Source organism: Nocardia pseudovaccinii NBRC 100343 (genome assembly GCF_001613225.1).
In the GTDB taxonomy this organism is placed as follows: Bacteria; Actinomycetota; Actinomycetes; order Mycobacteriales; family Mycobacteriaceae; genus Nocardia; species Nocardia pseudovaccinii.
In genome coordinates this window covers 15632-29313 of record NZ_BDBY01000011.1, presented here as the reverse complement: position 1 = coordinate 29313, position 13682 = coordinate 15632, and the positions used below count along the sequence as shown (strand labels likewise).

The 13682-nt window shown below is 65.8% G+C and carries 9 protein-coding genes and 1 pseudogene; 5 read left to right on the top strand and 5 right to left on the bottom strand.

The window, feature by feature from the left end:
- Nucleotides 1–1347: NAD-dependent succinate-semialdehyde dehydrogenase (locus NP3_RS01225; RefSeq protein ID WP_063036884.1), on the top strand; the 1347-nt coding region annotated here is incomplete at its 5' end.
- A gap of 119 nt (nt 1348–1466) precedes the next feature.
- On the opposite strand, the gene NP3_RS01220 is transcribed toward NP3_RS01225, so the two are convergent.
- Nucleotides 1467–1757, bottom strand: coding sequence for a chorismate mutase (locus NP3_RS01220; RefSeq protein ID WP_063036882.1), 291 nt, complete (start codon nt 1755–1757; stop codon nt 1467–1469).
- A gap of 380 nt (nt 1758–2137) precedes the next feature.
- On the opposite strand from NP3_RS01220, the gene pcrA reads away from it, so the two are divergent.
- Both pcrA and NP3_RS01210 read left to right on the top strand, forming a co-directional pair.
- A complete protein-coding gene (pcrA, locus tag NP3_RS01215) occupies nt 2138–4765 on the top strand; it encodes a DNA helicase PcrA (protein WP_063036876.1) in 2628 nt (875 codons plus the stop codon).
- 52 nt (nt 4766–4817) lie between these two features.
- Nucleotides 4818–5243: a hypothetical protein gene (locus NP3_RS01210; RefSeq protein ID WP_063036874.1), complete on the top strand. Its 426-nt coding sequence runs from the start codon at nt 4818–4820 to the stop codon at nt 5241–5243.
- A gap of 8 nt (nt 5244–5251) precedes the next feature.
- Here the strand turns inward: NP3_RS01210 and NP3_RS01205 are convergent, their stop codons facing one another.
- From NP3_RS01205 to NP3_RS01195, 3 genes and pseudogenes are all read right to left on the bottom strand, one after another.
- Nucleotides 5252–5578, bottom strand: a complete 327-nt coding sequence (locus tag NP3_RS01205) for a hypothetical protein (protein ID WP_063036872.1) — start codon at nt 5576–5578, stop codon at nt 5252–5254.
- Between the two features lie 257 nt (nt 5579–5835).
- Nucleotides 5836–6600: pseudogene (locus NP3_RS50195) on the bottom strand (M23 family metallopeptidase); the annotation flags it as partial.
- 2201 nt (nt 6601–8801) lie between these two features.
- On the bottom strand, nt 8802–9884 hold the full coding sequence (locus NP3_RS01195; protein WP_245720753.1) for a M23 family metallopeptidase: 1083 nt from the start codon (nt 9882–9884) through the stop codon (nt 8802–8804).
- 705 nt (nt 9885–10589) lie between these two features.
- Between NP3_RS01195 and sucC the strand changes: the two genes are divergently transcribed.
- Nucleotides 10590–11756: an ADP-forming succinate--CoA ligase subunit beta gene (gene sucC, locus NP3_RS01190; RefSeq protein WP_063036868.1), complete on the top strand. Its 1167-nt coding sequence runs from the start codon at nt 10590–10592 to the stop codon at nt 11754–11756.
- Between the two features lie 11 nt (nt 11757–11767).
- Complete coding sequence (gene sucD, locus NP3_RS01185; protein WP_063036866.1) at nt 11768–12682, top strand: succinate--CoA ligase subunit alpha; 915 nt, start codon at nt 11768–11770, stop codon at nt 12680–12682.
- 57 nt (nt 12683–12739) lie between these two features.
- Here the strand turns inward: sucD and NP3_RS01180 are convergent, their stop codons facing one another.
- Nucleotides 12740–13681 carry an undecaprenyl-diphosphate phosphatase gene (locus tag NP3_RS01180; RefSeq protein WP_063036864.1) on the bottom strand — a complete coding sequence of 314 codons (942 nt, stop codon included), beginning with the start codon at nt 13679–13681 and terminating at the stop codon, nt 12740–12742.
- Nucleotide 13682 lies beyond the last annotated feature (1 nt).

The window sequence follows — 13682 nt, the reverse complement described above, 5'->3', positions numbered from 1 at the left end:
GACGGACAGGTGCTGGCCGAAGTCGCCGACGCCACGCCGGAAGATGCCGTGCGTGCGCTCGACGCGGCCGTCGCGGTGCAGGCCGAATGGGCGGCGACACCGTCGCGGGAGCGCGGCGAGATCCTGCGCCGGGTTTTCGATCAGCTGACCGCGCGCGCCGAGGAATTCGCGCTGCTGATGACGCTGGAGATGGGTAAAGCGCTGCCGGAAAGCCGCAACGAGGTGCGCTACGGCGCCGAATTCTTCCGCTGGTTCAGCGAGGAAGCCGTGCGGGTACACGGGCGCTACTTGCACGCGCCCTCTGGCACCGGGCGGATCATGGTGCACAAGCAGCCGGTCGGGCCGTGTCTGGCCATCACGCCGTGGAACTTCCCGCTCGCCATGGGCACTCGCAAGATCGGACCCGCGCTGGCCGCGGGCTGCACGATGATCGTCAAGCCCGCATCGGCCACCCCGCTGACCATGCTGGCGCTGGCCGAGCTGTGCAGTGCGGCGGGGCTGCCGGACGGGGTGCTGTCTGTGATCACCTCCAGCCGTTCCGGCGCCGTCACCCAGCCGCTGCTCGACGATCCGCGCCTGCGCAAGCTCACCTTCACCGGATCCACCGAGGTCGGCAAGAAGCTGGTGGAGAAGTCGGCGAACGGACTGCTGCGCACCTCGATGGAACTCGGCGGCAACGCACCGTTCGTGGTCTTCGACGATGCCGATATCGACGCCGCCGTACAGGGCGCGATGCTGGCCAAACTGCGCAATGGCGGCGAGGCGTGCACCGCGGCCAACCGCTTCCATGTGCAGAACGGCGTGCTGGAGGAGTTCACCACTAAACTCGTCGAGGCCATGTCGAATACGGTCCTCGGGCCGGGTACCGATCCGAACACCACGCTCGGCCCGCTGATCAACGAGGAGCAACTCGATACCGTCAGCGAACTGGTCGATGACGCGGTGGCGGTCGGTGCGCAGGTCCGCCTCGGTGGCAAGGCGCCTGGCGGCCCCGGCTGGTTCTATCCCGCGACCATCCTCAGCGAGGTCCCCGCGAATGCTCGGATCCTGCGCGAGGAGGTCTTCGGCCCCGTCGCCCCCATCGTCGGCTTCGACACCGAAGAGGAGGGCCTCGCGGCCGCCAACAACACCGAATTCGGCCTGGTGAGCTACGTTTACACCCGCGATCTCGACCGCGCCCTGCGCATCGCCGAGGGCATCGAATCCGGCATGGTCGGCATCAACCGCGGCGTAATTTCCGATCCCGCTGCACCTTTCGGTGGCGTCAAGGCCTCCGGCTTCGGCCGCGAAGGCGGTATCGAGGGTATCGAGGAGTACTTGTCCACCAAGTACATCGCCCTCACCTGACCCGCAGACATGAAACGACCGCCCCGGGGTGGAATACACCCGGGGCGGCCTTTGTGGAAGGCGGCGATCTCGCGAACGCCGCGTGGTTCGATTGTGCCGCTAGTGGCGGCCGGAGACGGTCAGTGGCCGAGTCGGCCGCGGCCGAGGCGCAGCAGCAGCATGGCGAGGGTATGTCCCTCCTGGCCGAGTTCGCTGAAGCGCTCGAGCACCTTCATCTCACGACTGTGTACGAGGCGGGGGCCGCCGGAGGCCATGCGCGTGCGACCGATGATCCGGGAGATCTCGGAGCGGCGCTTGACGGCGGCCAGGATTTCCGCATCGAGCTGGTCGATCTCCTTGCGGAGCTTGTCGATCTCGGCCTCGGTGTGGGGCAGAGCCGAATCGGACCCGGTCGTGGCGGGGGTGCTCATCATTCATCTCCTCGTGTCAGAACATGGATCGGCGGGTGAGCCGAGCTCGTTACCGATCGGTTCTTTCACCGTGTAAAACAAACCTGGTAGGTCTTGCAATCCTCCCCCCAGGCGGCGCGTTCAGGTACAAAGTCCGCGATCACGATATCCGGCCGTCGGCCGAATCGGATACTTCGCGGCGGTCGCGCAGGTCATGTGGGCCAGTCTGCCACGGGGCCGAAGCAATGCAAAACACTTCATTTTGTGAATCTCCCGAGTAAGGCTTGCACGTTGCGACGCCCGTGTCGACCCGGGGCGGTTCACCTGCCGTTCGCTGAATGGACACCGATGCCGACCGGGACTTCATCTCTGTCGGTGCCCGCCGGTAGCGTGGATGGGCGATGGACATCACGGTGGCTCCCAAGACGCAGGCCGGGCGGACTCGGCACCAGGATTCAGCCCAGAAACCGCAGGTCGACGCTGCTCGCACCGAGGAGATGGTCGAGTCTGCCGTGCCCACCGCGGCGGGGGTTCCGCACTCGGCCGCCGATGATGCGTCGCGGCGTGTCGTGGACGACAAGCACCGTGTCGAACAAGAAAAGCGCCGCGCCGAACGTGAGCAACGTCGCGCGGAGGAGGGCGAGCGGCTGCTCGACGGTCTCAACCCGCAGCAGCGCGCCGCGGTCGTACACACCGGTGCGCCGCTGCTGATCGTCGCGGGCGCGGGTTCGGGCAAGACCGCCGTGCTCACCCGGCGCATCGCCTACTTGCTGGCCGCTCGGGGCGTAACCCCTGGTCAGGTCCTGGCCATCACCTTTACCAATAAGGCCGCCGCCGAAATGCGCGAGCGGGTGAGCGGGCTGGTCGGTCCGCGCGCGAACAATATGTGGGTCTCGACCTTCCACTCCAGCTGCGTCCGCATCCTGCGCATGCAGGCCGCGCTGCTGCCCGGCCTGAATTCCAATTTCTCCATCTACGATGCCGACGATTCCCGGCGGTTGCTCACCATGATCAGCCGCGACTTCGATATCGACGTCAAGAAATATTCGGCGCGGCTGCTGGCCACCGCCATCTCGAATTTGAAGAACGAGCTCATCGGGCCCAGGCAGGCCACCGCCGATGCCGAAACCGACGAAACCGAACTGCCTGGACTCGTCGCCCGCGTATACACCGAATATCAGCGCCGGTTGCGTTCGGCGAACGCACTCGACTTCGACGATCTGATCGGCGAAACGGTGGCGCTGCTGCAGAACCATCCGCAGGTCGCCGAGTACTACCGTCGCCGGTTCCGGCATGTGCTGGTCGACGAGTACCAGGACACCAACCACGCCCAGTACACCCTGGTCCGCGAGCTGGTCGGGCATCACGCGCAAGAGCAGGCCGAAGACGCGGTCGAGCCGAGCGAACTGTGCGTCGTCGGTGACGCGGACCAGTCCATCTACGCCTTCCGCGGCGCGACGATCCGCAATATCGAGGAATTCGAACGCGACTTCCCGGATGCGGAAACCATTCTGCTGGAACAGAACTACCGCTCCACCCAGAACATTCTGTCCGCCGCCAACGCGGTGATATCGCGCAATGAGAAGCGCCGGGACAAGCGGCTGTGGACCGATTCCGGTGAGGGCGATCTGATCACCGGTTACGTCGCCGACAACGAGCACGACGAGGCCTCGTTCGTGGCCCGCGAGATCGACCGGCTGGTGGACGCGGGCGATGCCAACTACAGCGATGTCGCGGTCTTCTACCGCACCAACAACAACTCCCGCGCGCTGGAAGAGATCTTCATTCGCATGGGACTGCCCTACAAGGTGGTCGGCGGCGTGCGCTTCTACGAGCGCAAGGAAGTGCGCGATATCGTCGCGTACCTGCGCGTGCTCGACAATCCGGAGGACACGGTGAGCCTGCGCCGCATCCTCAACACCCCGCGCCGCGGCATCGGCGACCGGGCCGAGGCCTGTGTGGCGGTGCGTGCCGAACAGCGCGGCATCGGTTTCGCCGAGGCACTGCGCGATGCGGCCGATGGCAAGGTGGCGCTGCTGAATACGCGGGCGCAGCGCGCGATCGCCGGATTCCTCGACCTGCTCGAAGAGGTGCGGGCGGCCGGTGCGCAGGCGGATCAGGATTTCCCCGACCTCGGCAATATGGTCGAGGCGGTACTCGACCGCACCGGCTACCGGGCCGAGTTGGAGGGCTCCGACGATCCGCAGGACGGTGCCCGGCTCGACAACCTGAACGAATTGGTGAGCGTCGCGCGGGAATTCAGCTCCGAGGCATACAACAATGCCGAGGCCGCCCGGGAAGAGGGACTGGTGCCGGAGGTGGCCGAGGGCGAACCCGACCCGGGCTCGCTCGCCGCCTTCCTGGAACGCGTCTCGCTGGTGGCCGATAGCGACCAGCTGCCCGAGGAGGGCACCGGCGTGGTCACCATGATGACGCTGCACACCGCCAAGGGCCTGGAATTCCCGGTGGTCTTCGTGACCGGTTGGGAGGACGGGCAGTTCCCGCATATGCGTGCACTCGGCGATCCGACCGAACTGGCCGAGGAACGCCGCCTCGCCTACGTCGGCATCACCCGGGCGCGGCAGCGGCTCTACGTCACCCGCGCGGTGGTGCGCTCCGGCTGGGGGCAGCCGGTCTCGAATCCGGAATCCCGATTCCTGCAAGAGATACCGGCCCACCTCGTCGACTGGAAGCGGTTGGAGCCGAAGGGTTCCCCGCTCACCCGCGGCATCCGCCGCCGCGGTGACGACGACGGCCTGGAACACGACTGGACCCGCGACGGCTGGAACCAGCAGCGCCCCGGTGTCAGCGACCGTGCCCCGCGCCGCCCCGCGCCTGGTGGCGCAAGCCACAACAATGCCAATCTCGTACTTGCGGTCGGCGATCGAGTCAGCGATGACAAGTACGGCCTCGGCCGCGTGGTAGCCGCCGAAGGCTTCGGCCCCCTGGCGACCGTCACCATCGACTTCGGCACCGCAGGCAAGATCCGCCTCATCCCGCAGTACAGCCGCACCCTGGTCAAGCTCTGATAGGGGCCTTCGCCCCTGATCTAGAGACGATGTCGTCGGTAGCGTGCGCGACATGGAAACCGTCGCGCAATACCTGCTGTGGTTGCTTCCGATGCTGTGGCTCGGCATGGTGCTGGCCATCTCGTTCCTGGAAGCGCCGTTGAAGTTCCGGGCGCCGGGCATCACCGTGCCAATAGGCCTCGGCATCGGGCGACTGGTATTCCGGGCGCTGAATATCGTGGAGACGGTCCTCGCCGCCCTGTTGATCGTGGCGACCCTGGTTGTCGTACCCAGCGGTGCCGTTCGGATCTGGCTCGGCAGCGCCGCCGCGATCCTCGCCATCCAACTCCTCGCGGTCCGGCCACTGCTGACCCGCCGCTCGAACCGCGTGCTCGCGGGCGCGGAAGTGCCGCGCTCGCACGCTCACTATTGGTATGTGGGGTTGGAGGTAGTCAAGGTCGTGGGTTTGATCGGACTGGCAATCGCTGCCGCGCCTTAGACCCGGCTTCAGTGCCTGCCCCGTTGCGCGTCGGAGCGGCCACAAAAGCGGGCGGTGTCGGGCGCGGGATACGAGGTGACTGCCATTGGCGGCATCGAAGCCATCGGACTGGCAATCGCCGCCGCGCCATAGACCGGGCCTTCAGTGTCTGCCCGTTCCGCGTCGGAGCGGCCATGTAAGCGCGCGATGTCGGGCCGGGAGCTGACGTTGGCGCCATCGAAGCGCAGCCTTTGGCCAGACAACTCCGGGTCGTCGAAACCGGCGGCGGCTACCACGCCAACGAGCACCAACTGGGGCCAACGAGCGCCGAAATGGGACAGCGGCAACAGCCTCATCGCCGCAGGGCCCCCTCGACAACTAGCCACCAGCTGGTCAGATGTTCACCATGCGCTGGTGGAGTGGGTCGACCGATGCCGCCGTCAGCGCATGGTGAACATCTGACCAATACCAGATCTGGGTCGTCGATACCGAGGGTGGCCAGCGGGCACAATGCCAGCTGGACCGGCCATCTCATCGAAGAGGGCTCGGAGTACGTCGAAGGCGCTTCCTGGTGAGTCTCTGGAGTGAGGGACTCGGGGCCGTTGGTGAGGGGTCAGTCGCGTTCCTGGCCGAGGCTGATGCCGCGGGTGGCGAGCCAGGGGAGGGGGTCGATGCGGTCGGTGCCGTTGAGCCAGACCTCGAAGTGGCAGTGCGGGCCGGTGGATTCGCCGCGGTTGCCGACGGTGGCGATCTCGTCGCCCGCGATGACGTGCTGGCCTACCGAGACCAGTGCGGTGTTGATGTGGCCGTACACCGTGACGGTGCCGTCGTCGCCGCGCATCCGTACCCACATGCCGAAACCCGCTGCCGGGCCGGCGTCGATGACGGTGCCGTCCTCGACCGCGTAGATCGGTGTGCCGATGGGGGCGGCGACGTCGACACCGGGATGCAGCACGCCCCAGCGCTCGCCGTATCCGGAAGTGAAGGTGCCCGAAGCGAACTTCGTGAACAGCGGCCGCAGCTTTGCCTCCACCTCCGCCGCCAGATCCTGCGCGAACTTATCGCCGTTCTCCAGCACATCGGAGAACTGCCCGAGGTTCGTCGGTGTGGCCGTGTCGAGCAACTCCGGTGTCGTCGGCAGGTCACCGCTCACCGGCTCCAACGCCTGCTGCTGCCCGACGGCCTGCAATTCCGCTGTCTGCGGCGACTTTTCACTACCCGCCGCCAAATTCTGCCCCGCCGCCACAATCGCCCCCGCTGCCACCGCGATAACCGCAGCCCGCCCCTTCAACGCCCGTGGCGGCGCAGGCACCCGATGCGCACCACCTCGCCGCTCCCGCCGCCGGGCCGAATCGGTAGGGGCTCCCTCCCGGCCCTCGACATCCCGAGCGCCGCCCCCGAAATCGTTATCACCCCGAGCCCCACCGCGATTCCGCAAAGCGTCGTCGCGCCGAGCGACATCGCGATCCTGGAACGCGATCCCATCCCACTCCACGCCCTCATCGAACCCGCGCCAGTCGGCATTGCCCGCGTTGTAAAGCAGACTGTCGCCGTAATCGTGGTTCGCGTCGTAGTTCTGGCGTGCATCGTGCTCTTGGCGCACGTCGGCACTCAGGCTTGTCTCTTGACTCCCGCCTGTGCCTTCGCCCTGGATTTCGCAGTGGTGCTGGATAGCGTGGCCGTTCCAGTCCAGGCTCTTATCGCGGTCGCCGTGGAGCTGGCGCCAGCCGCGATTACCCATGCCGTGGTCCAGGCTGTTGCCGTAATCCGGGCTTGCGTCGTACTGTCTCGCGCCGTGCCCCAGGTGTGCGCTGTGGTCTTGGCGTGCGCTGTGGTGTTGGTTTGTGCCGTCGCTCTGGCCTGCACCGTAATCCTGGCTTGCGCCGTCGCCGATCCAGCTCGAGTCCCGATCGTGGTCGCCGCCGGGCTCGCGCCAGCCGCCGTTGCCCATACCATTGTCCAGGCTGGTGCCGTGATCGTGGCCTGCGTGGCCTGCGTGGCCTGCGTGGCCTGCGTGGCCTGCGTGGCCTGCGTGGCCTGCGTGGCCTGCGTGGCCTGCGTGGCCCGGACTTGCGCTGTGATCCTGGCCCGTGTCGTAATTCCGGCTGGCGTCGCTGTTCCAGGTTGCATTCTGATCGTGGCCGTCGCCGAGCTCGTGCCAGCCGCCGTTGCCCGTGCTGTAGATCAGGCCGTGGCCGACATCCTGGCTTATGTCGTAGTTCTGGCTTGCGTCGTGGTCCTGGCGTGTGCCCTCGCTCTGACTCTCGCCGTGATTCCGGGTCACGCGGCCGCACCAGTCCAGACCTTGGTTGCGGCCGTCGCGGAACCCGTGCCAGCCGCCGTTGCCCGCGCTGTAGATCAGGCTGTCGCTGTAATCCTGGCTTACGTCGTGGCTTGTGCCGTACTCCTGGATAGCGGCGCCGGGCCAGTCCATGCTTCCATCGCGGTCCTCGCCGAACTCACGCCCATCGCCCGCGCTGTGGGTCAGGCTGTGGTCATAGCCCTGGCGTGTGCGGTCGCTCCGGCTTTTGCCAGGGTCCTCGGTCGCGCGGCCGTACCAGTCCAGAGCTTGATCGCGGCCGTCGAGGAACCCGTGCCAGTCGGCATTGTCCGTGCTGTAGATCCAGCTCCCGCCGTGATCCAAGTCGGCGTTGTAGCCTCGGCCTGCGGCGTGATCCTGGCTTGTGCGGTATTCCTGGACGTTGCCGTAACCCTGTATGGCGACTCCGTTCCAGCCCAGGCTCTCATCGTGGCCGTCGCCGAGGTGCCAGCTGCCATTGCTCGCGCTGTAAAGCAGGCTGTCGCCGTAATCGTGGTTTGCGTCGTAGTTCTGGCCTGTGTCGTGGCTCGACCTTGTGCCGTCGCTCTGGCCTGCACCGTAATCCTGGATGGCACGGCCGTTCCAGTCCGGGCTCTCATCGCGGCCGTCGGGGAACCCGTGCCAGCTTCCGTTGCCCGCGTTGTTAAGCGGGCTATCGCCATAATCCTGGTGTGCGTCGTTGATCTGGCCAGCGCCCTGATCCTGGCCTGTGCTGTAGCCCTGCCCAGCGTGATACCGGCTGCCGTCGTAGCTCTGCCACGCGCGGTCCTGCCACGCGGCGTAATTCCGTCCCCCGCTGTAGCTCTGAATTCCCCTGTCGAACGGTGAATCCGCTTGCGACCATTGATCATTCAGCTGCCAGGATTCGACGCCGTTCGACCGCGCTGAAGATTGCCAAGAATTATCTGGATAATGCTGAACCGGCACTCTTCGCTCATCGGAGCCCGATAGCCACTCTCGCGTCATCGCGGTAACCGCATCACATCACTGGCGTGCCCGAATTGCCCTGAATGCGAGGGAAGTTCGAAAGTTCCTGGTCTTCGAGTGTCGTGGACGGCGCTCGGGGTGTTCGCAACGCGCATGGAGATATCTATCCTCCGGTCACAACTACGGAAGGGGAACGGGTCCATCGACGGTAACGAATCGATAGCGGCACCGCAACCAGTCGTCCGATGAATTCTATTGCCGCACTTCGAATTCGGCTCCAGGCGCGCAGAGATGCACCGACTCCAAAGGGAGTCCCTTGCCCGGAAAGTAAATCAGTCGCGCTGCGGGCCCAAGCTGATACCGCGCGTTGCCAACCACGGCAGCGGATCGACCTTGTCGACACCGTTCAACCACACCTCGAAATGGCAGTGCGGGCCGGTGGAGAAACCACGGTTGCCGATGGTGGCGATCTGATCACCGGCCAGGACGCGCTGACCCTGCGATACCGTCGCGGTGTCGATGTGACCGTAGATGGTGACGGTGCCGTCATCGTGCAGCAGTCGCACCCACATACCGAATCCGGATGCCGGACCTGCTTCGATCACGGTGGCGTCGGCGACGGCGTAGATCGGAGTGCCGATCGGGCCCGCGATATCGACGCCCAGATGCTGTACGCCCCAGCGGGCGCCGAATCCGGAGGTGAAATTGCCTGCCGCGAATTTGGTGAACAGCGGGCGGAGTTTCGAGGCTTCCTGCGCCGCCAGATCGTCGGCGAACTTCTGCCCCTTTTGCAGCATGTCACCGAACTGACCGAGATTGGTCGGCGCCGAAACATTGAGCACCTGAGGCGAATCCGGCGAAGTATTCGGATCGGCCACGCTGACCGACTGCGCCGCGATTTCGTGAATCTGTCCGGCGGCCTCGTAATCGACGGCCTGCGAAGGCTGTTCGGGCGAGGCGAAGGCGGCCTGTCCGGCGGCGACCACCGCGCCCGCGGCGACCGCGACGACCGCGGCGCGGCCCTTGAGCGAGGCGGGCGGTGCGGGCATCCGATGCGCGCCACCATTACCGCGGTTCGCCCTGCGGCCCGGGATCACAGTGGGCCGGGCGGGCCCTTCCGCATCCTCGGACTCCCAGGAAGAGTCGCTACCCTCCCACGATTCGCCATCCCAGGACTCGTCGGCGTCCCAGGACCCGTCCGCCTCCGGCGTCCATGCCGCCTCGGAGTCGGCATTCCAGGCCTCGTTGCCCTCGGGGGTCCAAGAATCTTCGGACGCCCACGCGCCGCCATCGGCCCAGGAATCGCCTTGCGCCCAGGCCTGCGACTGTCCCCACGAATCAACTTGTGGCGACGAGTCGGCCCGCGACTGCCCCCAAGCGGAATCGGACTGTGCCCAAGAATCATTCGCACTCAACGAGCTGTCCTCATGTCCGCCGGTCGCATATCGATGCCCACCGGCACGCCGCGACGAAGTCCCGAACGGGTCTACCGCAGCACTGGAATGTCCACCGAATCCCTCGTCATCATCGGACCGGTAACGATGTCCGGAGCGAGCGCGATTTTCGGTTGCGAAGGTCGAGCGATGGTTCATCGGTGGTGCCACATCATCGAGCGAGAGATCACGGTGTCGAACTGCCTGGTCAGAGGCGTTAAGGAACGGCTCTCCGTCTGCGGAGTGCTGTGCTGCGTCAAGCTTGCCGTCCTCCTAGTCGTGACCGTGTTGTGACATCGACCGCAATTACGGTAACGAAACGATTGCGGGGTCCGCAAGCGCTACGTGCGATCAATCCAAACATGTGAGATTGATCACCGTAACGCACCGGAATATCTCACTGCGATCGGGGCACGCGGGTGAGGCAAAGCGACGACGAACCGTAGTAGAAGGCCCTCGGCCGACCGGTTCGGCGGCTCTACCTGGCGCGCCGTCAGCAACCTACTGGCGAGTAGCCTTGGCCAGGCGTTTTCCCGCCCTGGGCGGCACCCCGTGACCTGCGCCACTTAGGATGAACGTGGCCGTTTGGCCCTCCATGTGACTGGTTAAAGTCCGACCCGACCCGCTTCCGACGTCGGGCCGCCAACAAAGACGTTGTCATCACAACGCAGACGAGACGGTGAGTACATGGATCTCTTCGAATATCAGGCGAAGGAGCTCTTCGTTAAGCACGGAGTGCCTTCGTCCGAGGGCCGCGTCACGGACACGGCCGAGGACGCCCGCGCCATCGCGGCGGAAATCGGCAAGCCGGTGATGATCAAGGCCCAGGTGAAGGCCGGTGGCCGCGGTAAGGCGGGTGGCGTCAAGTTCGCCGCCACCCCGGACGACGCGTTCACGCACGCGCAGAACATCATCGGCCTGGATATCAAGGGCCACATCACCAAGAAGATCCTTGTCGCCGAAGCCAAGGACATCGCGGAGGAGTACTACATCTCCTTCCTCCTGGACCGCTCCAACCGCACCTACCTGGCCATGTGCTCGGTCGAAGGTGGTATGGAGATCGAAGAGGTCGCCGCGACCAAGCCCGAGCGCCTCGCCAAGGTGCCCGTCGACGCCGTCAAGGGTGTCGACCTCGCGTTCGCCCGCTCGATCGCCGAGCAGGGCCATCTGCCCGCCGACGTGCTCGACGCCGCGGCCGTGACCATCCAGAAGCTCTGGGAGGTGTTCATCGGCGAGGACGCCACCCTGGTGGAGGTCAACCCGCTGGTCCGCACCCCCGACAACGAGATCCTCGCGCTCGACGGCAAGGTCACCCTGGACGAGAACGCCGAATTCCGCCACGCGGACCACGAGGCCTTCGCGGACAAGGACGCGACCGATCCCCTGGAGCTCAAGGCCAAGGAGAACGACCTCAACTACGTCAAGCTCGACGGTGAGGTCGGCATCATCGGCAACGGTGCGGGTCTGGTCATGTCCACCCTCGACGTGGTCGCCTACGCGGGCGAGAACCACGGCGGCGTCAAGCCCGCCAACTTCCTCGACATCGGTGGTGGCGCCTCGGCCGAGGTGATGGCCGCCGGCCTCGATGTCATCCTGGGTGATGCCCAGGTCAAGAGCGTGTTCGTCAATGTTTTCGGTGGTATCACCGCCTGTGACGCGGTCGCCAACGGCATCGTGAAGGCGCTGGAAATCCTTGGTGCCGAGGCGAACAAGCCGCTGGTCGTCCGTCTCGACGGCAACAAGGTGGACGAGGGTCGCAAGATTCTCGTCGATGCCGCGCATCCGCTGATCACACTTGCGCAGACAATGGACGAAGGCGCCGACAAGGCCGCCGAACTGGCAGCGGCCAAGTAAGGAAACCGGAAATGTCTATCTTCCTCAACAAGGATTCCAAGGTCATCGTCCAGGGCATCACCGGCGGTGAGGGCACCAAGCACACCGCGCTGATGCTGAAGGCCGGCACCCAGGTCGTGGGCGGTGTCAACGCGCGCAAGGCGGGCACCACCGTCGCGCACACCGACAAGGACGGCAACCCGGTCGAGCTGCCGGTCTTCGGCACCGTCGAGGAGGCCATCAAGGCGACCGGCGCCGACGTGTCCATCGCGTTCGTGCCGCCGAAGTTCTCGAAGGACGCCATCATCGAGGCCATCGACGCGGAGATCCCGCTGCTCGTGGTCATCACCGAGGGCATCCCGGTGCAGGACACCGCGTACGCGTGGGCCTACAACGTGGAGAAGGGCAACAAGACCCGGATCATCGGCCCGAACTGCCCCGGCATCATCACCCCCGGCGAGTCGCTGGTCGGCATCACCCCGGCCAACATCACCGGCAAGGGCCCGGTCGGCCTGGTGTCGAAGTCCGGCACCCTGACCTACCAGATGATGTACGAGCTGCGTGACTTCGGCTTCTCCACCGCCATCGGCATCGGCGGCGACCCGGTCATCGGCACCACCCACATCGATGCCATCGAGGCGTTCGAGAAGGACCCGGAGACCAAGCTGATCGTGATGATCGGTGAGATCGGCGGCGACGCCGAGGAGCGGGCCGCAGCTTACATCAAGGCCAATGTCACCAAGCCGGTCGTCGGCTACGTCGCGGGCTTCACCGCTCCCGAGGGCAAGACCATGGGCCACGCGGGCGCCATCGTGTCCGGTTCGGCCGGTACCGCCCAGGCGAAGAAGGATGCGCTCGAGGCCGCCGGGGTGAAGGTCGGCAAGACGCCGTCCGAGACCGCCGCGCTGGCGCGGGAGATCCTGGAGAAGGCAAGCGTCACCGCCTGATTCGCTGATCGAACGAAGGCCGCCATCCCGATCGGGGTGGCGGCCTTCGGCGTTGTGTCAGAAGAAGTGGACTACCGAAGCGATTCCGAAGACGAGGCTGTACACCGCGAACGGCAGCAGTGAATTCGATTTGAAGTAGCGCTCCAGGAAGCGGACCGCCAGATACGCCGCGCCGCCCGCGACAATCGATCCGACCAGCACCTGACCGAGAATGCCGTCGCCCTGCGGACCCGCCAGCGTCGGCAGCTTCAGCACGCCCGCCGCCAGAATGACCGGAGTGGCAAGCAGGAAGGCGAATTTCGCCGCGTCCTCATGGTCCAAACCGCGCAGCAGGCCGCCGACCATTGTCATGCCGGAGCGGCTGATGCCAGCGAACAATGCGCCAGCCTGCGAGACACCGATGATCAACGCGTCCTTGGCCGACAGATCGCCCAGGCCGGTCGGCTCCTCCGCCGTCGCGACGAAGTACCCCTCTTCGATGGCCTTTGCCCGTGCCTCGGACTCGGCGAAGCGGCGGCCGTAGTCGGACAGCGTCGGCTGACTGCGGCGGCGCATCACCTCACCGGTGACGAGCACGACTCCGTTCAACGTCAGAAACAGGCCCGCCGCAAGGGGTTTCGCGAACAAGGTGCGCAACGGATGTTCCAGCAGCAACCCGAGAACACCGACCGGCACGGTCGCCAGCACCACCAGCCACGCCAGGCGCTGTGTCGAGGTTTCGATCCGGCGGGTGCGCAATGTGGTGAGGAAGCCGGTCACGATCTCGACCCAGTCGCGCCGATAGAACACCAGCAGCGCGATCGCCGTCGCCACATGCAGCCCGACCACGAAAGCGAGATACGGTGTGCCGGAATCGGAATCGCCCTGGGTGACCAGATCGCTCCAGGACCCGCCCAGCCACGCGGGCACCAAGACGGAATGACCCAGGCTGGAAATCGGGAACAGTTCGGTTATGCCTTGCAGTGCGCCGATAACAACGGCTTGGGTGTACGTGAGCATC

Excerpts from the sequence above, each read along its gene's own strand:
- NP3_RS01180 (WP_063036864.1), bottom strand. The coding sequence starts at position 13,681 with ATGCTCACGTACACCCAAGCCGTTGTTATCGGCGCACTGCAAGGCATA.
- NP3_RS01220 (WP_063036882.1), bottom strand. The coding sequence starts at position 1,757 with ATGAGCACCCCCGCCACGACCGGGTCCGATTCGGCTCTGCCCCACACC.
- NP3_RS01205 (WP_063036872.1), bottom strand. The coding sequence starts at position 5,578 with ATGAGGCTGTTGCCGCTGTCCCATTTCGGCGCTCGTTGGCCCCAGTTG.
- sucC (WP_063036868.1), top strand. The coding sequence starts at position 10,590 with ATGGATCTCTTCGAATATCAGGCGAAGGAGCTCTTCGTTAAGCACGGA.
- pcrA (WP_063036876.1), top strand. The coding sequence starts at position 2,138 with ATGGACATCACGGTGGCTCCCAAGACGCAGGCCGGGCGGACTCGGCAC.
- sucD (WP_063036866.1), top strand. The coding sequence starts at position 11,768 with ATGTCTATCTTCCTCAACAAGGATTCCAAGGTCATCGTCCAGGGCATC.
- NP3_RS01210 (WP_063036874.1), top strand. The coding sequence starts at position 4,818 with ATGGAAACCGTCGCGCAATACCTGCTGTGGTTGCTTCCGATGCTGTGG.